At 73.7% G+C, this 18724-nt stretch carries 19 protein-coding genes and 1 pseudogene; 5 read left to right on the forward strand and 15 right to left on the reverse strand.

Annotated elements, in window-relative coordinates; all coding sequences use genetic code 11:
* Positions 1-75: 75 nt before the first annotated feature.
* From ACGFI9_RS25860 to rho, 5 genes and pseudogenes are all read right to left on the reverse strand, one after another.
* Positions 76-669, reverse strand: a complete 594-nt coding sequence (locus ACGFI9_RS25860) for a hypothetical protein (RefSeq protein ID WP_393181773.1) — start codon at positions 667-669, stop codon at positions 76-78.
* A 688-nt stretch (positions 670-1357) separates the two neighbouring features.
* A complete protein-coding gene (locus ACGFI9_RS25865; RefSeq protein WP_393181775.1) occupies positions 1358-2125 on the reverse strand; it encodes a hypothetical protein in 768 nt (255 codons plus the stop codon).
* A gap of 226 nt (positions 2126-2351) precedes the next feature.
* The gene (locus ACGFI9_RS25870) at positions 2352-3440 is read right to left on the reverse strand and encodes a DUF3626 domain-containing protein (RefSeq protein ID WP_393181776.1); all 1089 of its coding nucleotides are present in this window, start codon (positions 3438-3440) and stop codon (positions 2352-2354) included.
* A gap of 47 nt (positions 3441-3487) precedes the next feature.
* Positions 3488-3952 carry a VOC family protein gene (locus ACGFI9_RS25875; protein WP_393181778.1) on the reverse strand — a complete coding sequence of 155 codons (465 nt, stop codon included), beginning with the start codon at positions 3950-3952 and terminating at the stop codon, positions 3488-3490.
* Positions 3949-5100 (reverse strand): annotated as a pseudogene (rho, locus tag ACGFI9_RS25880) (transcription termination factor Rho); the annotation flags it as partial. The pseudogene rho and the gene ACGFI9_RS25875, both read right to left, overlap by 4 nt.
* Positions 5101-5580: 480 nt before the next feature.
* Here rho and tsaA point away from each other — a divergent pair.
* A complete protein-coding gene (gene tsaA / locus ACGFI9_RS25885; protein WP_393181780.1) occupies positions 5581-5991 on the forward strand; it encodes a tRNA (N6-threonylcarbamoyladenosine(37)-N6)-methyltransferase TrmO in 411 nt (136 codons plus the stop codon).
* A 46-nt stretch (positions 5992-6037) separates the two neighbouring features.
* Here the strand turns inward: tsaA and ACGFI9_RS25890 are convergent, their stop codons facing one another.
* Together ACGFI9_RS25890 and ACGFI9_RS25895 are read right to left on the reverse strand one after the other, a co-directional pair.
* Positions 6038-6667, reverse strand: a complete 630-nt coding sequence (locus ACGFI9_RS25890; protein ID WP_393181782.1) for an MBL fold metallo-hydrolase — start codon at positions 6665-6667, stop codon at positions 6038-6040.
* Positions 6664-7752 (reverse strand): S-(hydroxymethyl)mycothiol dehydrogenase, encoded by a 1089-nt coding sequence (locus ACGFI9_RS25895; protein WP_393181784.1) that lies wholly within the window; start codon positions 7750-7752, stop codon positions 6664-6666. The genes ACGFI9_RS25890 and ACGFI9_RS25895 overlap by 4 nt, the downstream gene beginning before the upstream one ends.
* 198 nt (positions 7753-7950) lie before the next feature.
* On the opposite strand from ACGFI9_RS25895, the gene ACGFI9_RS25900 reads away from it, so the two are divergent.
* On the forward strand, positions 7951-8364 hold the full coding sequence (locus ACGFI9_RS25900) for a hypothetical protein (protein WP_393181786.1): 414 nt from the start codon (positions 7951-7953) through the stop codon (positions 8362-8364).
* A 10-nt stretch (positions 8365-8374) separates the two neighbouring features.
* On the opposite strand, the gene ACGFI9_RS25905 is transcribed toward ACGFI9_RS25900, so the two are convergent.
* The 3 genes from ACGFI9_RS25905 to ACGFI9_RS25915 form a co-directional block, all read right to left on the reverse strand.
* Complete coding sequence (locus tag ACGFI9_RS25905; protein ID WP_393181788.1) at positions 8375-9664, reverse strand: nitrate/nitrite transporter; 1290 nt, start codon at positions 9662-9664, stop codon at positions 8375-8377.
* Positions 9661-10320: a GntR family transcriptional regulator gene (locus ACGFI9_RS25910; RefSeq protein WP_393181790.1), complete on the reverse strand. Its 660-nt coding sequence runs from the start codon at positions 10318-10320 to the stop codon at positions 9661-9663. The genes ACGFI9_RS25905 and ACGFI9_RS25910 overlap by 4 nt, the downstream gene beginning before the upstream one ends.
* Before the next feature lie 172 nt (positions 10321-10492).
* Positions 10493-11593 carry a CapA family protein gene (locus tag ACGFI9_RS25915; protein ID WP_393181791.1) on the reverse strand — a complete coding sequence of 367 codons (1101 nt, stop codon included), beginning with the start codon at positions 11591-11593 and terminating at the stop codon, positions 10493-10495.
* 95 nt (positions 11594-11688) lie between these two features.
* Here ACGFI9_RS25915 and ACGFI9_RS25920 point away from each other — a divergent pair, with 95 nt between their 5' ends.
* Positions 11689-12576 carry a glycosyltransferase family 2 protein gene (locus ACGFI9_RS25920; RefSeq protein ID WP_393181793.1) on the forward strand — a complete coding sequence of 296 codons (888 nt, stop codon included), beginning with the start codon at positions 11689-11691 and terminating at the stop codon, positions 12574-12576.
* Positions 12577-12626: 50 nt separating this feature from the next.
* The gene (locus ACGFI9_RS25925) at positions 12627-13790 is read left to right on the forward strand and encodes a low temperature requirement protein A (RefSeq protein WP_393181795.1); all 1164 of its coding nucleotides are present in this window, start codon (positions 12627-12629) and stop codon (positions 13788-13790) included.
* Here the strand turns inward: ACGFI9_RS25925 and ACGFI9_RS25930 are convergent.
* The 3 genes from ACGFI9_RS25930 to ACGFI9_RS25940 are packed head-to-tail and all read right to left on the reverse strand — an operon-like array spanning position 13747 to position 17003.
* Complete coding sequence (locus tag ACGFI9_RS25930; protein WP_393181797.1) at positions 13747-14601, reverse strand: alpha/beta fold hydrolase; 855 nt, start codon at positions 14599-14601, stop codon at positions 13747-13749. The genes ACGFI9_RS25925 and ACGFI9_RS25930 overlap by 44 nt on opposite strands.
* A complete protein-coding gene (locus ACGFI9_RS25935) occupies positions 14598-15497 on the reverse strand; it encodes an SDR family NAD(P)-dependent oxidoreductase (protein WP_393181798.1) in 900 nt (299 codons plus the stop codon). The genes ACGFI9_RS25930 and ACGFI9_RS25935 overlap by 4 nt, the downstream gene beginning before the upstream one ends.
* Before the next feature lie 15 nt (positions 15498-15512).
* Positions 15513-17003, reverse strand: a complete 1491-nt coding sequence (locus ACGFI9_RS25940) for a flavin-containing monooxygenase (protein WP_393181800.1) — start codon at positions 17001-17003, stop codon at positions 15513-15515.
* Positions 17004-17118: 115 nt separating this feature from the next.
* On the opposite strand from ACGFI9_RS25940, the gene ACGFI9_RS25945 reads away from it, so the two are divergent.
* Complete coding sequence (locus ACGFI9_RS25945) at positions 17119-17781, forward strand: TetR/AcrR family transcriptional regulator (RefSeq protein ID WP_393181802.1); 663 nt, start codon at positions 17119-17121, stop codon at positions 17779-17781.
* A 3-nt stretch (positions 17782-17784) separates the two neighbouring features.
* Here the strand turns inward: ACGFI9_RS25945 and ACGFI9_RS25950 are convergent, their stop codons facing one another.
* Together ACGFI9_RS25950 and ACGFI9_RS25955 are read right to left on the reverse strand one after the other, a co-directional pair.
* Entirely contained in the window at positions 17785-18240 is a 456-nt protein-coding gene (locus tag ACGFI9_RS25950) for a hypothetical protein (protein ID WP_393181804.1), read from the reverse strand.
* Complete coding sequence (locus tag ACGFI9_RS25955; protein WP_393181806.1) at positions 18240-18716, reverse strand: hypothetical protein; 477 nt, start codon at positions 18714-18716, stop codon at positions 18240-18242. Before ACGFI9_RS25955 ends, ACGFI9_RS25950 begins: the two co-directional genes overlap by 1 nt.
* Positions 18717-18724: the final 8 nt, after the last annotated feature.

The raw sequence follows: 18724 nt of genomic DNA on the forward strand, positions 1-18724 counted from the left end.
TCCGGACCCAGAGACGCCGCTGGCCGGCACCCCTGTCTCGGGGTGCCGGCCAGCGGCTTTCGTGTGCTGTGTGGGTCAGCTGTTCCAGTGCTGGGCGACGATGTCGGCGGCCTGCTGCTCCCACTGGGCGTAGGCGTCCGGGTAGGCCGAGACCTGCACGGTCTGGGCGGCCTCGGTCAGCGGCATGTCCTGCCACCCGTCGACCTGCTTCAGACCCTTCTCGAACGCCAGGGTCGAGTACTCGGGGTCAGTGATCTGCTCCGGAGTGCCCCAACCCGAGGACGGCCGCTGCTGGAACAGGCCCAGCGAGTCGTGGTCGTTCTTGTCGCCGAGGTGGCCCAGGTTCTCCAGCTTCGACTCCTGCAGGCTGGTGGCGATCGAGATCACCGCGGCCCGCTCCGGCAGACCCGCCTTCTTCGTGGCGGCGATGATCGCCTTCGCGTTCGCGACCTGCTCGTCGTTCAGGTCGATCCGCGACTGCGCGCCCTGCACACCATGCGGAATCAGCTTCGCCTTGTCGACGCCAGGCTTGTCGGCCTGCACGGCGGCCACGGGCTTCCCGGCCACCGCCGGGGCGTCGGCGTGAGCGGCGATCGGACCGGCGAACACACCACCGGCGAAGGCCAGACCAGCAACACCAAGAACGCTCTTACGGAAGATCGTGTTCATGGGAAAGCTCCATTCGGGGGTTGGCGCACACATGCGCCGATGGGGGTCGGCTTCGGTGTGCGCAAGCACCGTCAGGCGCTCAATAAAGGGGGAAAAGTCTTGGGGGGTTTCGGCTCGCGGGGCGGGGCCTCTTCGCGGCGCCGGGACCATGTGTAACGACCGGCGACCCACCACCATTCCCGCGGGCCCGCCACCCCGCCGTGCGGGGCGCTCTTCCTCGGCCGTTCACGGGGATTCAACGCCCCCGGCCCCCCGACGATTCCGCCCCCGGGATGCCGCCGGCCACACCCCGAACCGGACACACCACCCATCCCTGACCGGCACGTGCAGCCTCGGCACGGCTCCCAGCCCAGCCACTCGGCACGGTCAGCACCAGCACCGGGGCACGGAGCCCAGCGCCCGGCGCGGTCAGTGGAACGCCATGGACGTCACCGGAGCCGGGAGACCTCCATGGCGTTCCACCCAGGGCCCGACTTCGACCCCGCAACCGGACAACCAACCCATAACCCACCAGCGCTTCGGCCACGGCGGGTTGGATCGACTCGAAACGGCGCACAGCGGCGTATCCGACAGGCCGGACAGCGCGACGTGCCGCAGGCCGACTCGGTCAACGGGGGCGGAGACACACCGGGACAGACGAAACCGGCCGGCCCCTGTGCCCAGGGGCCGGCCGGTCACGAAGAGAGACTTACCAGAGCTGCTGGACGATGTCCGCGGCCTGCTCCTCCCACTGCGCGTACGCGTAGGGGTAGGCCGACACCTGGACCGTCTGCGCGGCGGCGGTCAGCGGCAGGCCCTGCCAGCCGCCGACGTTCTTCAGGGCGTTGAAGAACGCCTTGCTGGCGTAGTCGGGGTCGGTGATCTGCTCGGGCGTGCCCCAACCGGACGACGGGCGCTGCTGGAACAGGCCCTCCGAGTCGTGGTCGTTGTACGCGCCGAGGTGGCCGAGGTTGTACAGCTTCGACTCCTGCAGCGAGGTGGCGACGCCGATCACGGCGCCCCGCTCCCCCACGCCGGTATCCTTGGCCGCCTTGACGATGGCCTTGGCGTTGGCGAGCTGCGCGTCGTCGAGCGGGATGCGCGACTGCGCGCCCTCGACGCCGTGCGGGATGAGCTTTTCGCGGCTCGGCTGGTTGGCGTTGACCGGGGCCTTGTCGGTGCCGGTGGTCAGGCCGGACTCGACGGTGGTGGTCTTCTCGCCGGTGGCCGGGTCGATGTCCGTCTTCTTTCCGGTGGCCAGGTCGATGGCGGCGACAGCGCCGGCGTGCGGGCCGCTGGTCACCGGGGCGGCGACGGCGGTGGGGCCGAGCGCCAGCCCGCCCAGGGCGGCCACGCCCGCGACGGTCAGCGCGAGCTTGCGGTTCGGAGTCTGTGCGATGGCGGTCTTCGCGACGGCGGTCTTCGCCACGGCGGTCTTCGCGATGGCGGGGAGCCATCGAGTGAAGTCCTGCTTCACGATGGTTGCCCTTTCGATCGTTACGACGCGCTCCGGGGTGAGCGCCCCTCGGGGGAACTACTGGCCGGTACGGGGTTTGCGTTCCGGCGGTACGGGGGACACAACCAGCCCGACGTGTCGGTCATTCCGGAAATGGCGGAGTGGCGCCACGCTGCGGCCCAGGTCACGACGGGAATCGGACGGGCCGGGACGAGGCGCGCGGCGAGGGCGAAACCAGCGCGAGGGGTCAGTGGGCCGGGGTCCCGAACCAGACCAGGACGTGCCAGAGCTGCTTGAGGTGCTGGAGGGTGACCGAGGTCGGTCCCCGGTCGGCCCAGCGTTCCGGCTCGGTGACCACCGACGCGGCGGCCCGGCCGATCAGGGCGGCGTGCACCGGTTCCCCTGGCCGGGCGAACTCCGCGTGCACCCGCGCGGCCAGGGGCGGGATCGCGGGTCCCCGGAAGTCGGGGTCGATGGCATCGACCGGCAGCTCGAAGCCGCCGTGCCAGGTCAGCGGGAAGCCGTGCCGGTCGGCGACGCCGGCGAGGATCCGGGCGACGTCCGTGCCCCGGAACGACGGGTCGACCACGAGCGCCTCGACGTCGCGGGCGAGGCTCAGCTCGCCGTGGACCTGCGCCTCGATGTAGTCGTCCAGGGCGCGGCCGGCGACGCAGGACTCCCGCTCCCGGCGGCGCAGCAGGGTACGCAGCAGCATGTCGGTGTCCATGCCGGCCACGCCGAGACTGACGCCGGTCTCGGCGGTGGCGGTGAGCAGCGCGGCGAGCACCGGCTCGAAGACGTCGACCGTACCGAACTCGGTGGGCTCGGTGTGGGTGTCGCCGAAGCTGAAGGTGGCCCGGGACAGCACCTCGGGACGTAGCCGCAGGTGGCAGGAGCCGAACCGCGGGCAGGCGCCGTCCGGGTGGTCCAGCAGGTTCAGACCGCCGTACTTGGGACGTTCGACCGGAAGCACGCCGGGCCGCTGGTACGCCCCGCCGAACAGCTTCTCCTCCCACCGGTCGCGGTCGCCGCCGGGAAACGCGGTCAGGCCGCCGTTGGAGATGCCCGTCTCGAACTGGCTGCGGTAGACGCCCTCCTGGTCCAGCGCCTCCGCGACGGTTCGGCCGTCCCGCAGCAGCCGGTCCGGGTGGAAGTTGAGGGTCAACCGCCCGTACCGGGCGACCGCCCCGACCAGCTCCTCCGACCGGTACCCGGCGCCCGAACCGGCCAGGTGCCGGTCGATGACGGCCACCGCCGCCGGCCGGTCCCGCAGCGCGAGGTCGCGGACGTAGCGGAGCGCGGCGGCCTGGGCGGGGGTCAACGTCGGCTCGTACACGCGCCACAGTATCGCCGGGCCCGGCGGCGGGACGCCAACCGCATTTGTCAGGCGCCGGTGCCGAAGCCGTCCAGGGCCTGCCGTTCCTTCGAGGTACGCAGTTCCTGGAACACGGTGAGATGCAGGCCCGCCGGGGCGTCGAGGCGGGCGTTCAGCGACTGCCACGGCGTGACGGTGGGCGGGGCGACCTCGGTGGCGCCCGCGGCGACCAGCCGGTCGGTCACCGCGCGGCTGTCGTCCACCTCGAACGCCACCCGCAGCCGCGGCGCGACCTGCCGGCCGACCTCCACCTCGTCGATCATGCGCTTCTGCGCCGGGTTGGCCAGTTCCAGCGTGGCCCGGCCCGCCTCCAGGATCACCACCCGCGCGCCGTCACCACCGGAGTACGCCGCCTGCTCTGGCAGGCCGAGGGCGTCACGGAAGAAGGCGACCGCCGCGTCGTAGTCCTCGGCCTCCACCACCAGGCGCAGCTGCCGTACGGTCGGTGGCGGGTCGTTCCGCTGTTCGGTCACGGTTCCCGATGGTAGCCGGGCGCGGCGCCAGCCAGCCGGGCCAGGAAGCGCGCGTTGTCCGGCGTGGCGATGAGCTGGCGCAGCAACTGGTCCAGGGCCGCCTGGCGGTCCACCTGGGACAGTGCGGATCGCAGGCCCCGCAGGCCCTGCCGTTCCACGGCGGTGAGCAGCAGTTCCTCCCGCCGGGTGCCGGAGGTCCGCACGTCGACGGCGGGGAACGTACGCCGGTCGGCCAGCGACCGGTCCAGCTTGAGCTCGGCGTTGCCGGTGCTCTTGAACTCCTCGTAGATGAGCGTGTCGGCGGCCGAACCGGTCTCCACCAGCGCCGAGGCGAGGATGGTCAGCGACCCGCCCTCCTCGACCGCGCGGGCGGCGGCGAGCAGGTGCTTCGGCGGGGTCAGCGCGGCCACGTCCACGCCGCCGGAGAGCGTACGTCCGGCCGACCGGACGGAGAGGTTGTAGGCGCGGCCCAGCCGGGTCAATGAGTCGAGCAGCACGACCACGTCGTGGCCCAACTCGACCAGGCGCTTCGCCCGCTCGATCGCCAGCTCCGCCACTCCTGTGTGGTCCTGCGGCGGACGGTCGAACGTGGCCGCGACGACCTCCCCCTTCACCGACCGGGAAAAGTCGGTGACCTCTTCCGGCCGCTCGTCGACCAGCACCACCATCAGGTGGCACTCCGGGTTGTTGCGGGTGATCGCGTTCGCGATCGCCTGCAGCACCATGGTCTTACCGGCCTTCGGCGGCGACACGATCAGCGCGCGCTGCCCCTTGCCGATCGGCATCACCAGGTCGATGACCCGGGTGGTCAGGATGTGCGGCTCGGTCTCCAGCCGCAGCCGTTCCCGCGGGTACACCGCGGTGAGCTGGTGGAACTGCCGGCGGCGTCGCGCCTCCTCCGGCGTCAGACCGTTGACGGTGTCCAGCCGGACCAGTGCGGCGTGCCGGCCACGGCGCGGCGCGGCGGCCGCGCCGGTCACCAGGTCGCCGCGGCACAGGCCGTGCCGGCGCAGCTGGGCGGTGGTGACGTGGACGTCGGCGGCGGACGGCAGGTAGCCGTCCACCCGGAGCAGGGCGTGGTCGTCGCGGGTGTCCACGATGCCGGTCACCGGGACCGGTGCGGTGGGGTCAGGGTTCATCGGGTGCCTTTCGTACGGTGGAAGCCGCCGACGCGGCGGGCGGAGAACGGTGCGGAGGTGGCCGGGCGGGAGCGCCCTGGCGGGGAGGAACGGCCCGGCCCCGACGCGGCGCGGCGGCGGGTGGCAGGACCGTCGGTGGAATGGCCCGCGATCGGGCGGCCATGCGCCGATCCTCGGTGCGGTGAGCGGGACCCCGGGTGGCGCCGAGCGCCGGCATCCGGGTCCACCCGCAGGCTAACCCCGGCAAGGCGGGATCGGCAAGCAGGTCAGCGCGGGACAAGTCGGTTAGGTCGGGGCCCCGGCCGGCGTTAGAGTCTGAGACGCGTCGATCGGGAAGGCGACACCGTGACTGCTGCGACGGTGGTCGACCGGATCCGCCTCGGAGACCACGTCTGTTGGACGCACGACGACGAGAGCGAGGCTCTCGACGTTGTCGGCCGCTTCGCCGCCGTCGGTCTCCGTCTCAGCGCACATGCTCCGGGAGGTGCGATGAGCGGTCCACAACCGCTGCTGCGGCCGGTCGGCCGCGTCGAGTCCCCGCTGACCGATCCGGCGGCGGCGCCCAAGCAGGGCGACGAGGGAGCGCCGGAGGCGTGGCTGGTCTTCGCCGAGGCGTACGCATCGGCGCTGCACGGCCTGCGGCCCGGCGTGGACGTGCTGGTGCTGACCTGGCTGGACCGGGCCGACCGGGACGTGCTGGTGGTGCACCCGCGCGGTGACCGGTCCCGCCCGGAGACCGGCGTGTTCGCCACCCGCTCCCCGCACCGGCCGAACCCGGTCGGCCTGCACCGGGTCCGGATCCTGCAGGTCGACGGCGTACGGGTGCGGGTGGCCGACCTGGAGGCGGTGGACGGCACCCCCGTGCTGGACGTCAAGCCGGTGCTCGACGGCGAGCGCTGACGCCGCCGCGCCCGGCGGGGCCGTGACCCGGCCAGGGCGGCTCGGCTCAGTGCCCGCGGGCGATCCACTCGTCGAGGTGGGTCGCCTCCGCGCCGATGGTGGTGTCGTCGCCGTGTCCGGTGTGGACGACGGTCTCCGGCGGCAGGGTGAGCAGCCGGTCCCGGATCGACGTGATGACGGTGCCGAAGTCGCTGTACGAGCGGCCGGTGGCGCCGGGCCCGCCGGCGAACAGCGTATCGCCGGTGAACACCGCGCCGAGGTCGGGGGCGTACAGGCTGCACGCGCCGGGGCTGTGCCCGGGGGTGTGCAGCACCCGCAGGGTGGTGCCGCCCACCTCGACAGCCTGGCCGTCGGCCAGCTCCCCGTCCGGCGGGGTGTCCGGGTGGACCAGGTCCCAGAGCACCCGGTCGGCCGGGTGCAGCAGCACCGGCGCGCCGGTGTCCCGGGCCAGCTCGGGGGCGACCCGGACGTGGTCGTCGTGGGCGTGGGTGGCGAGGATCGCCACCACCCGGCGGTCGCCGACCAGCTTGCGGATGGCGGCCACGTCGTGCGGCGCGTCGACGACGACGCACTCGCTGTCGTCGCCGATCACCCAGACGTTGTTGTCGACGTCGAAGGTCTGCCCGTCCAGGGAGAACGTCCCGGAGGTGACGGTGTGGTCGACGCGGGTGGTCACGGGAAGACCACCACCGACCGGAGCACGTCACCGTGGTGCATCCGGGTGAAGGCCTCCTCGACCTGGTCGAGGGCGATCTCCTCGGTGACGAACGCGTCGAGATCGAGGCGGCCCTGCCGGTAGAGCTCGGTGAGCATCGGGAAGTCGCGGCTGGGCAGGCAGTCGCCGTACCAGCTGGACTTGAGCGCGCCACCGCGGCCGAACACGTCCAGCAGCGGCAACTCGATCTTCATCTCCGGCGTCGGTACGCCCACCAGCACCACGGTGCCGGCCAGGTCCCGGGCGTAGAACGCCTGCTTCCAGGTCTCCGGGCGGCCCACCGCGTCGATGACCACGTCGGCGCCGAAGCCGCCGGTGGCGGCGCGGATGGCCGCGACCGGGTCGTCCTCGGAGGCGTTGACGGTGTGCGTGGCGCCGAACTTCCGGGCCCAGTCGAGCTTGCGGGAGTCGGTGTCCACCGCGATGATCGTCGTCGCGCCGGCCAGGAACGCGCCGGCCACCGCGGCGTCGCCGACGCCGCCGCAGCCGATCACCGCGACGGAGTCGCCCCGGCCGACCTGGCCGGTGTTCATGGCCGCGCCGAGCCCCGCCATCACGCCGCAGCCGAGCAGGCCGACGGCGGCCGGCCGGGCCGCCGGATCGACCTTGGTGCACTGGCCGGCGTGGACCAGCGTCTTCTCGGCGAACGCGCCGATGCCCAGGGCCGGGCTGAGCTCGGTGCCGTCGGTGAGGGTCATCTTCTGGGCGGCGTTGTGCGTGTTGAAGCAGTACCAGGGGCGGCCCCGGCGGCAGGCCCGGCACTGGCCGCACACCGCCCGCCAGTTGAGCACCACGAAGTCGCCGGGGGCGACGTCGGTGACCCCGTCCCCGACCTGCTCGACGACGCCCGCGGCCTCGTGGCCGAGCAGGAACGGGTAGTCGTCGGTGATCCCGCCCTCGCGGTAGTGCAGGTCGGTGTGGCACACCCCGCACGACTGGACGCGGACCACCGCCTCCCCGGGCCCCGGGTCGGGCACCACGATCGTGGTGACCTCCACGGGCGCGCCCTTGCGCCGCGACACGACTCCCCGGACTTCCTGGCTCACCACGTCTCCCTCGTTCGCGACCGCGGCGCGCGCAGGCCCGGCTCGCTCCGCGCACCGGGCCGCCCGCCACCCGGCGGTGTCCCTTCCCTCCGCGAACCTACCGCCGATCATCGGCGACGACCCACCGCGACGCGGCGGTTATCCGGCCCGTCTCGGGGTACGCGGGGCCCGGTTCTCCGCCGTCCGACGGGAGTGATCATGAAACTGACGCATGCGCCGCTGCGGGTCAGCATCGGCGCGTACATCCTGAATTCCGGGCTGAGCAAGCGGACCCTGGAGGGCGAGGCCGCCGCCGGGATGCACGCCATGGCCGTCGGGGCGGTCCCGCAGCTGAAGCAGTTCGCGCCGGACCGGTTCGCCAAGCTGCTGTCCCGGAGCGAGATCGCGCTGGGCACCGCACTGCTCGCCCCGTTCGTGCCGTCGCTGCTGGCTGGCGCGGCGCTGACCGCGTTCGCCGCCGGGCTGGTGCAGCTCTACCTGAAGACGCCGGGGATGCGGGAGGGGAACAGCCTCCGGCCCAGCCAGGCCGGCATCGGGCTGGCCAAGGACTCGTGGCTGGTCGGCGCCGGGCTGACCCTGATGCTGGACTCGCTGACCCACCGCCGCGGCTGACCTGACCGGGTCAGGCCGCAGCGGGGACCGCGACCGTCTCGCGCTCGGCGGCGTACCGGCGGCGGGCGGCGTTGCGGTAGCGCAGCACCTGGACCGCGCCGAGGGCCCAGAGCAGGTACTGCACGGCGAAGGCCCAGCGGAACGCGGCCAGCGTCGGGGTGCCCCGCCCGGCCGGGGTGGCCAGGTCGAGCACCACGCCGACGGCCAGGATCAGCAGGATCGAGGCGACGAACCCGCCGACGTTGACGATGCCGGTGGCGCTGCCGATCCGGTGCACCGGGTTGAAGGTGCGCGCGTAGTCGAAGCCGATCACCGAGCCGGGGCCGTTGACCGCCAGGACCACGACGAGGGCCACCAGCAACCAGTGCGGCGCGCGTCCCGGCCAGGCCAGCACGGCCGCCCAGACCGCAGCGGTGCCGGCGGTGATGGTGAAGACCAGCACCGAGCGGTGGAACGGGTGCCGGGCGCACAGGTGCGCGATCACCGGCCCGCAGACCAGGGTCACCAGGGTCATCAGGGTGAGCAGCGACGCCGCCGCGGTGGGCGAGAAGCCCTGGCCCTGCACCAGGAACGGGTAACCCCAGAGCAGCGCGAAGACCGACCCGGAGAACTGCGTGACGAAGTGGGTCCACAGGCCGAGGCGGGTGCCCGGCTGGGCCCACGCGTCGGCGAGCTGCCGGCGTACGGTCGCCAGGTCGGCCGCGACGGCGGTGGTGTGCTCGGCGTGCGGGGTGTCCCGCACGGCCACGAGGACGAGCAGCAGCACGGTCGCGCCGAGCGCCGCGGCGGTGAGGAACGCCGGCGTCCAGCCGGCGGCGTGCAGCAGTGCCACCAGGGGTACGGCGCCGAGCACCGCGCCGAGCTGGCCGATGGTGCCGGTGAGCTGCACCAGCAGCGGGTTGCGCCGCCCGGGGAACCAGAACGCCACGATGCGCAGCACGCTGATGAAGGTCATCGCGTCGCCGAGGCCGACCAGTACCCGGGCGGCGACGGCGAGCCGGACGTCGGTGGCGACGGCGAAGCAGAGCTGGCCGGCGACCATGAGCGCGCCGCCGGCCAGCAGCAGCCGGCGGGAGCCGAACCGGTCCAGCAGGACCCCGACCGGCACCTGCATGGCCGCGTACACGGCGAGCTGGGCGACGGAGAAGGTGGCCAGGGCCGAGGCGTTGATGTGGAACCGGTCCGCGGCGTCGACCCCGGTGACGCCGAGCGAGCTGCGGTGGAAGACGGCGGCCACGTACGCGGTGACCGCGACGGCGTAGACCAGGGCGGCGGACCGGCGCGGGGCGGCGGCGGTCACCGCAGCGTCCGCAGCACGGTCGCGGCGTTGTCGATGTGCGCGGCGACCGCGTCGAGGAAGACCTGCGGGTCGTCGCCGTCGAGGGCGGCGAGCTGGGCGGCGTGTTCGGCGAGGACGACCTCGGCCCAGCCGGGCGAGAGCCGGAAGCCGGCCTCCCCCATCCGGATCTGCCGGTCGCGCAGCCGGTGGTACAGCTCGGCGAGGATCTCGTTGCCGGCCGCCTCCACCACGGTGGCGTGGAACGCCCGGTCGGCGGCCATCAGCGCGGTGACGTCCCCGGCACCGTGGGCCCGGCGCATCTCGTCCAGCCAGCGGGCCAGGTCGTCGCGGAGTCCGGCGCGGCGCGGCCAGACCCGTTCGGCGGCGTGCAGCTCCACCAGGCGGCGGGCCTCGATGACGTCGGCGATCTCGCGGGCCGAGACCGGCCGGATCAGCGCGCCGCGCTTCGGGTAGAGCTTGACGAGGCCCTCGGCTTCCAGGCGCAGCAGCGCCTCCCGGACCGGGGTGCGGGAGACCCCGGTCGCCTCGGCGATCTCGCCCTCGCTGACCAGCAGGCCACCCGGGTAGACCTGCTCCAGGATGGCCCGCTTGAGGTGCTGGTACGCCCGCTCGGCCGCAGAGGGCGCCGCCGTTCGCGCCGCCGTGGGATGCGTCATGTATCTATGATGCGCGGGTAACCCACCCCACCCCTCCCAGCCCTCTCCCAACGTGGCCCACACCACGCCCCACTCCCCGGCGATCTTGCACTTCGGGTGCCGACGAACATGGCGGAAGGCGGGCGTTTCCCTCACCGCACCTGCAAGATCGCCGGCGCGCGTGGCGCCGGGGCTACGGGGCGAGGGTCAGGGTGGTGTCGGTGAGGGTGAAGCGGGTGTGGTGGGGGGTGCTGAGGTCGTTGAGGAGGTCGGTGAGCCAGCGGGCCTCGTCCGGGGTGGCGGGGTTCAGGCGCATGCGGCGCATGCGTACCGGGACGAGGCGCAGCCGGCGCAGCTCGCCGGTGGCCGCGTCGAGGGTGGGCAGGTGTAGCAGGCGCAGTTCCGGCCGGTACTCCTCCTGCCCGCCGATCCCCTCGTAGTCGTCGATCAGGTCGCCACAGCCGTACAGGATCAGCCGTCCCCGGTAGCGTTCGATCCGGCGGGGATGGTGGGACGAGTGCCCGTGGACCACATGCACCCCGGCATCGACCAGGGCGTGCGCGAACGCGACGTGCTCGTCCGGGACCTCGTGGCCCCAGTTCGAGCCCCAGTGCACCGAGACCACCACCAGGTCGGCCGGCCCGGACCGGCGGGCGATCCGGTCGGCGAGCGCCTCCGCCGAGGCCACGGACGCCTCCGGCAGGTACGCCACCCCGGGCCGCCCGTCGGTCGCGGCCCACTGCGGGAACACGCCGCTGGAGGGCGCCCCCACCGACCAGACCAGCAGCCGCCCCCCGCCGTCCAGCCGCACCGCGGCGGGCTCCCACGCCTCGTCGGCGTCCCGCCCCGCGCCGGCGGTCCGGAGGCCGGCGGTGTGCAGGGCGTCCAGGGTGTCGGCGAGCCCGGTCGGGCCGAAGTCGAGGATGTGGTTGTTGGCCAGCGCGCAGACGTCCAGCCGGGCGGCGGTCAGGCACGGCAGGTTCGCCGGGTGCATCCGGTAGTGGATGCCCTTGCCCGCGGCGTACTCGCCCCGGGCGGTCACCGCCGTCTCCAGGTTGACGATCCGCACGTCCGGCCGCTCCGCCTCGAGCAGCCGTAGCGCGTCGCCCCACGGCCACTCCGGCGGGGCGGGGCGCGGCACCGGGCCGGCGACCGACTCGGCCAGCTCGACGTAGCGGCGGGCGTCGGTGACGGCCTGCTCGCGCAGCGCGGGCGGCCCCGGGTGGGGCAGGATCTGGTCGACGCCTCGGCCGGTCATCACGTCCCCGGCGAGGAAGAGGGTCACCTCGGCCATGAGGGAGGTGTTCCCGCGCTCGGCCGGGTCGCACCTGATCGCCGCCGGGAACCCGGCACGCGTGGGCGCTCCCGGGGCGGGGTACCAGGGCCGCCATGACGACGGACGTGACGATCGTGGTGGCCACCCGCGACCGGCGGGAGCAGCTGCTGGACCTGCTCCCCCGGCACACCGGCCCGGTGATCGTGGTCGACAACGGCTCGGCGGACGGCACCCCGGCCGCAGTGGCGCGGGCGTTCCCGGAGGTGCGGGTGGTGGCGTTGGGACGGAACGCCGGCGCCGGGGCGGCCCGCAACGTCGGCGTGGCGCTCGCCGACACGCCGTTCGTGGCGTTCGCCGACGACGACTCGTACTGGGCGCCGGGGGCGCTGGACCGGGCGGCCGCACTGCTGCGGCGGCATCCGCGTACCGGGCTGCTCACCGGGGAGGTGCGGGTCGGCCCGCAGGGGCGGCGCGACCCGGTTTCCGCCGCGCAGGCCCGCGCGCCGCTGGGCACCGCCCCGGGCGCACCCGGTCCGTCGGTGCTGGGCTTCCTGGCCTGCGCGGTGGTGCTGCGCCGCGCGGCGTACGAGCAGGTCGGCGGCTTCGCCGAACGGCTCGGCACGTACGGCGAGGAGGCCCTGCTGGCGATGGACCTGGCCGCGGCGGGCTGGCAGCTCGCGTACGTGCCGGAGCTGGTGGCCCACCACCTGCCGGCGCCGACCGGGCGGGATCCCCGGGCCCGGCACCGGGTCGAGGCGCGCAACCGGGTGCTGACCGCGGCGCTGCGCCGACCCGCCGCGGTGGTCCGGGCGGTGGTCGCGGACGCCTGGCGGGATCCGGCCGGGCGGGCCGGGGTCTACGACGCGGCGCGCGAGCTGCGTTGGGTGCTCCGGCACCGGCGGCGACTCCCGGCCGGCGTCGAGGCCGCGCTGACCGTGCTGGCCCGGGGCGACGCCGTTCCCGGCGGCGTGTCGCCGACTGCGCCGTCGCTGGCCGGCTGAGCTGGTTATCGTGTGCGGGCAGTCGACCCGCCGCCGGCGAGGAGCACGTCTTGACCAGTGACACGCCCGTCCGGGCCTGGCACCGACCGATGCGCGCCCGCCACCCGCAGGAGGCGCACCGGACGGCGACTCCGCTGGAGCTCTTCTTCGACCTCTGCTTCGTGGTCGCGGTGGCCCAGGCGGCCGGCGGGCTGCATCACGACCTCGCGGCCGGGCACCTCGGACACGGCCTGGTCAGCTACCTGACCGTGTTCTTCGCGATCTGGTGGGCCTGGATGAACTTCACCTGGTTCGCCTCCGCGTACGACACCGAGGACGACGTCTACCGGCTGACCACGCTGGTGCAGATCGCCGGAGCGTTGATCCTCGCCGCCGGGGTGCCCCGCGCGTTCACCGAGGCCGACTTCACCACGATCACCTTCGGGTACGTGGTGATGCGGCTGGCCGCGGTGCTGAACTGGCTGCGCGCCGCGGCCGGCGACCCCGAACGCCGGCGCACCACCGTCACGTACGCGATCGGGGTCGCCGTGGTGCAGCTCGGCTGGCTGCTCCGCTTGCTCCTGCCGCACGAGGGTGGCCTGCCGGTGTTCCTGGTGCTGGCCCTCGCCGACCTGCTGGTGCCGGCGGTGGCCGAGCGGCACGGGATGACCACCTGGCACCCGCACCACATCGCCGAGCGGTACCAGCTGTTCACCCTGATCGTGCTCGGCGAGGTGGTGCTCTCCACCTCGGTGGCCATCCAGGGCGGGGTCGACGCCGGCAACCCGGGACTGTGGTCCCTGGCCGCGGCCGGCCTGGTGATCGTCTTCGCCATCTGGTGGCTCTACTTCGACCGGCCCGGTCCGGTGCCGCCGCTGTCGCTGCGGGGCGCGCTGTTCTGGGGCTACGGCCACTATCTGATCTTCGCGGCGATCGCCGCGGTGGGCGCGGGGCTGGCCGTGGCGGTCGACCACGACCTGCACGCCGCGCACGTCTCCGGCCGGGTCGCCGGCTACGCCACGGCTGTCCCGGTCGCCGTCTACCTGCTCACCTCGTGGGCGCTGCACCTGCGGGCCAAGCGCGGGCTCGGCCGGGCGCTGTTCCCCGCCGGGGCGCTGCTGGTGCTGGTGGCGCCCTGGCTGCCCGCTCCGGTCGACGTGATCGCCGGGGTGCTGCTCGTGCTGGTGGCCGTCACGCTCCTGCAGCGGCACCGGGCTCCGACCAGAACCGCCTGACCAGGGCCTCGAACTCGGCGGCCCGTTCGATCTGCGGCATGTGCCCGCAGTCCGGGAAGAGGTGGGTCCGGGCGTGCGGGAACCGGACGCGGGCGTTGGCCAGGTGCCGGATGGGCAGGATCAGGTCGCGGTCGCCCCAGACCACCAGGGTGGGCAGGCCGAGCGCGCCCACCGCGTCCAGCAGCTCGGCACGCCACTGCGGGCGGACGCCCCGCCAGGTGCCGAGGCTGCGGACCAGCTCCAGCATCACCCGGGCGGCGTGCGGCTGCCGGGCCGCCGCGAGGGCGGTGGCGATCCGGGCCTCGGTGACGTACGCCGGGTCGTGGAAGATGGCCCGCTCGGTGCGGCGGGCGATCGCCGGGTGCGGACGCAGCAGCAGCCGGGCGAACGGCAGGGCGAGCAGCCGTAGCGCGAAGGTGACCTCCTTGCCGAAGCCGGCGCTGTTGACCAGCACGAGGCTCGCCGCCCGGGACGGATCGTCGACGGCCAGGCGCATCGCCAACGCGCCGCCGAGGGAGTTGCCGACCAGGTGCGCCGGGCCGGTCATCCCGACCGCGTCCAGGACCTCGGCGACGGCCGACGCGAGGGCGGGCAGGCTGTGCGGTACGTCCAGCGGCGCCGAGCCGCCGTGGCCGGGCAGGTCCACGCTGACCACCCGGTGGTCGCGGGCCAGCCCCTCGTGCTGGTCGGCGAAGTCGTCGAGGGTCCGGCCAATGCCGTGCAGCAGCACCACCGGCGGCCCGTCGCCGGAGACCCGGCAGCGGACCCGCCGGCCGGCCACGCTCAGCTCGTCGGCCGGCGCGAGGCTCATGCCGGCCCTCCCGGCTCGGCACCGGCGGGCGTGGCGTCCGGGGCGGGCCGCGGGGCGGGCACCGGGGCCCGGTTCGGCCGCATGCCCAGCGCGAGCAGCTTCCCGTACGAGGCGGGGGCGACCCGGGCCAGCAGGTCGGGCAGCTTCGCCGACCAGCCGATCAGCACCCGGCCCCGGCGCCGCTCGACACCGCGCAGGATCACCTCGGCGGCCCTGGCCGGGTCGATGGAGAGCAGCTTCTCGAACTGCTGCCGGCCGACCTCGTACTCCTCCCGGGAGACGCCGCTGCCCACCCGGGCGCTGGCCGCGATCCGGGTACGGATGCCGCCCGGGTGCACGCAGGTGACCCCGACGCCGTCCTCGACCAGCTCGTGCCGGAGCGCCTCGGTGAAGCCGCGCACGGCGAACTTGCTGGCCGAGTAGGCGGCCTGGCCGGCGGGCGCGATGATCCCGAAGAGGCTGGAGATGTTGACCAGGTGGGCGCCGGGCTCGGCCTTGAGGGTGGGTAGCAGCGCGTGGGTCAGCCGGACCACCGCCCGGAAGTTGATGTCGATGACCCAGAGGAACTCCTCCAGGGTGACCTGGTCGAACCGGCCGCCCAGGGCCACCCCGGCGTTGTTGACCAGCAACCGGGTCCGGGGATGCGCACGGCTGATCTCGGCGGCCACCCGGTCGGTGGCCTCGGCGTCGGCGAGGTCGACCAGGTGGGTCTCGATCCGTCGGTCGGGATGGGCGGCGCGGATCGCCGCCACCACGCCGTCGAGCCGTTCGGCGTCCCGGTCGAGCAGGACCAGATCGGCGCCGCGCCGGGCCAGACCGTGGGCCAGCGCCTCGCCGATGCCGCTGGCCGCACCGGTCAGCACCGCCGTGGCGCCGGGGAAGACGAAGTCACGCATGGCGTTTCCTCCTGCTCAGGCGACGGGAGCCGGCGACTCGGGGACGGGCGCACCGGCCCGGGAGAACCGGACGCCCTCGTCGGCGAGCCGGCCGTGCCGCATCATCAGCACGTCCCGCGGGTAGTTCTGGCGCAGCCGCCAGGGGGACTTCGGGCCCTGCTTGGGCAGCTGGTGGACGGCACGCAGCACGTACCCGGACTTCAGGTCGATGATCGGTTCGAGGTCGCCGGTGTCGGGGGCGAGCGGGGTCACGACCTGCTGGCCGGTCGCGTCGAGGTGGCGCAGCAGCCGGCAGACGTAGGTGGCGACCAGGTCGGCCTTGAGCGTCCACGAGGCGTTGGTGTAGCCGATGGTCATGGCGAAGTTCGGCACGCCGGAGAGCATCATGCCCTTGTAGGCGACGGTGCTCGCCAGGTCGACCTCGGCGCCGTCGACCGCGACGGTCATGCCGCCGAGGGCGAGCAGGTTGAGGCCGGTGGCGGTGACCACGATGTCGGCCGGCAGCTCCGTGCCGGAGGTGAGCCGGATCCCGTGCTCGGTGAAGGTGTCGATGGTGTCGGTGACGACCGCGGCCCGCCCCTCGCTGACCGCCCGGAACAGGTCCCCGTCGGGTACCACGCAGAGCCGCTGGTCCCACGGGTTGTAGCGGGGCGAGAAGTGCCGGTCGAGGTCGTACCCGACCGGCAACTGGCCCTTGGCGGCCCGGCGCAGGAACTTCTTCACCAGCCCGGGGGCGCGCCGGCTGAGCTGGAAGTTGGCCACCCCGAGGGCCACGTTCTTCCAGCGCACCACGGCGTACGCGGCCTTCGCGGGCAGGCGGCGCCGCAGCGCGTCGGCGATCGCGTCGCGCGAGGGCAGCGAGATGACGTACGTGGGTGAGCGCTGGAGCATGGTGACGTGGCCGGCCCGCTCGGCCATCGCCGGGACCAGGGTGACCGCGGTGGCGCCGCTGCCGATCACCACCACCCGCTTGCCGGCGTAGTCGAGGTCCTCGGGCCAGTGCTGCGGGTGCACGAGGCGGCCGGCGTACCGCTGCACACCCGGGAACTCGGGGGTGTAGCCCTCGTCGTAGCGGTAGTAGCCGGAGCAGGTGAACAGGAAGGCGCAGGTGAGGACGATGTCCTCGCCGGTGTCGTCGCGGTGGGCGTGCACGGTCCAGCGGGCGGTGGCGCTGTCCCACTCGGCCCGGACCACCCGGTGGTGGAAGCGGATGTGCTCCTCGACGCCGTACTCCCGGGCGGTCTCCCGCACGTACTCCCGGATGGCGTCGCCGTCGGCGATCGCCTTCGGATTGGTCCACGGCTTGAAGGAGTAGCCGAGGGTGTACATGTCGGAGTCCGAGCGGATGCCCGGGTAACGGAACAGGTCCCAGGTGCCGCCGATGGCGCCCCGGGCCTCGAGCACCGCGTACGTCTTGCCGGGGCACTCGCGTTGCAGGTGGACGGCGGCGCCGACGCCGGACAGCCCGGCACCGACGATGAGGACGTCGACGTGGTCGGAGGCCATGGCTCACTCCCGTTCGGGCGGCGGTCGACCGGACCCTATCCACCGCCGTCGACGCCAGTCAACACCCTGTCGAGTTCAATCGACACGGTGTCGAGCGGGTGTAGCATCAGCCGACATGACCACCGCCCGTACGCCGAGCGCGGTCGCGTCGACGCGCCGACGGCGACCGGGCCGCTCCACCGGCGACGACCGGGAGCTGGCCATCCTCGCCACCGCCGAGCGGCTGCTGGAACAGCGCGCCTTCGGCGACATCTCCATCGATGACCTGGCCAAGGGCGCCGGCATCTCCCGGCCGACCTTCTACTTCTACTTCCCGTCCAAGGACGCCGTGCTGCTCACCCTGCTCGACCGGGTCACCGAGGAGGCGAACGCCGCGGCGGGCGACGTGTTGGAGCGGCTCGCCGAGGACCCGCGCGCCCGGTGGCGGGAGCTGATCGCCCGGTTCCACGCCGCCTTCGGCGGGCACCGCGCCGTGGTGCTGGCCTGCGCCCAGGTGCGCGGCACCAACGCCGAGGTACGCCGGCTCTGGGCCGAGGTCCTCGAACGCTGGGTCCGCGCGGTCGAGGCGGCCATCGAGGGCGAGCGCCGGCGCGGCGCGGCCCCGGACGGGCTGCCCGCCCGGGACCTCGCCATCGCGCTGAACTCGATGAACGAACGGGTCTGGTACGCCACCTTCGCCGGGGACGGGCCGGCGGTGGCCGAGCGGGACGTGGTCGACGTGCTGCTCGACGTCTGGCTGACCGCGATCTACCGCACCACCACGCCACCCCCGGCCTGACGCTCACCCGGTACGGACGAAGTCCATGATCCAGTTTGTCTCCCAGGTGCGCTCGCCGTCGGTGGAGAACGCCTGCTCCCAGCGGCAGGAGGTGGGCGTGATCCGCGACCAGATGAACCGGCAGCGGATCGGCCGCCCCTCGTCGGTGTCGTCGCCGTAGAAGGTGCCGACCCCGTCGACGAACCGGCCCACCACCGGCGGCAGTTCCAGCACGCCCCGCCGGCTGTTCATCCAGTAGATCGACCAGAGCCCGGTCTCCGCGTCGCGGATGCGGACCGTCGAGCCGGAGAAGCCGCGGGTCGGGAAGCGGATCTCGTCGAAGCTGCCGGCGCCGTCGAAGAACGAGTGCGCCACCGACGTGCCGGGGAACTCGTCCCAGTCGTCGCTGCCCACGTGCCGCTTGGTCAGCCGCCGGTTGGTGACGTCCCAGGTGCCGACGAAGAAGTCGAAGTCGCCCATCAGAAGCCCACCGGCCCCTCGGCGCGCGTGTCGGCCAGGTAGCCGGCCAGATCGGGCTCGTCCGGCGCGAGCACGTGCCGGACCCAGGCGGCCCGCTCGTGCTCCAGCACGCCCAGTTCCCAGACGCAGCCCACGCCGGGCCGGTCCAGGGGGACGAAGTGCGCGGGGTCGTCGTCCGGGCAGTCCAGCGCGGGCTGGCCGGCGATCGCGGTCCGGCACTCCACCACGTTGTCCCAGAACCAGCTGTACGCCAGCAGGTACGCGCCGGTGTCCGCGCCCCGGTGCAGCACCACCCAGGTCGCCGGGGGCGTGCCGCCGTCCGGTTCGGGCAGCAGCTTCGGCAGGTACGCGTACGCGGCCTCGACCACGGCCGGTTCGAGGCGGCGGTCGGGCTGGTCGATGTGGTAGCGCTTGACGTGCCGGCCGGCGACCTCGACGGTCCCCGGCACGGTCAGTTCCTTGTCGTGGAAGGCCATGCCGGGAC

It is taken from the genome of Micromonospora sp. NPDC048930, from assembly GCF_043197935.1.
GTDB lineage: Bacteria > Actinomycetota > Actinomycetes > Mycobacteriales > Micromonosporaceae > Micromonospora.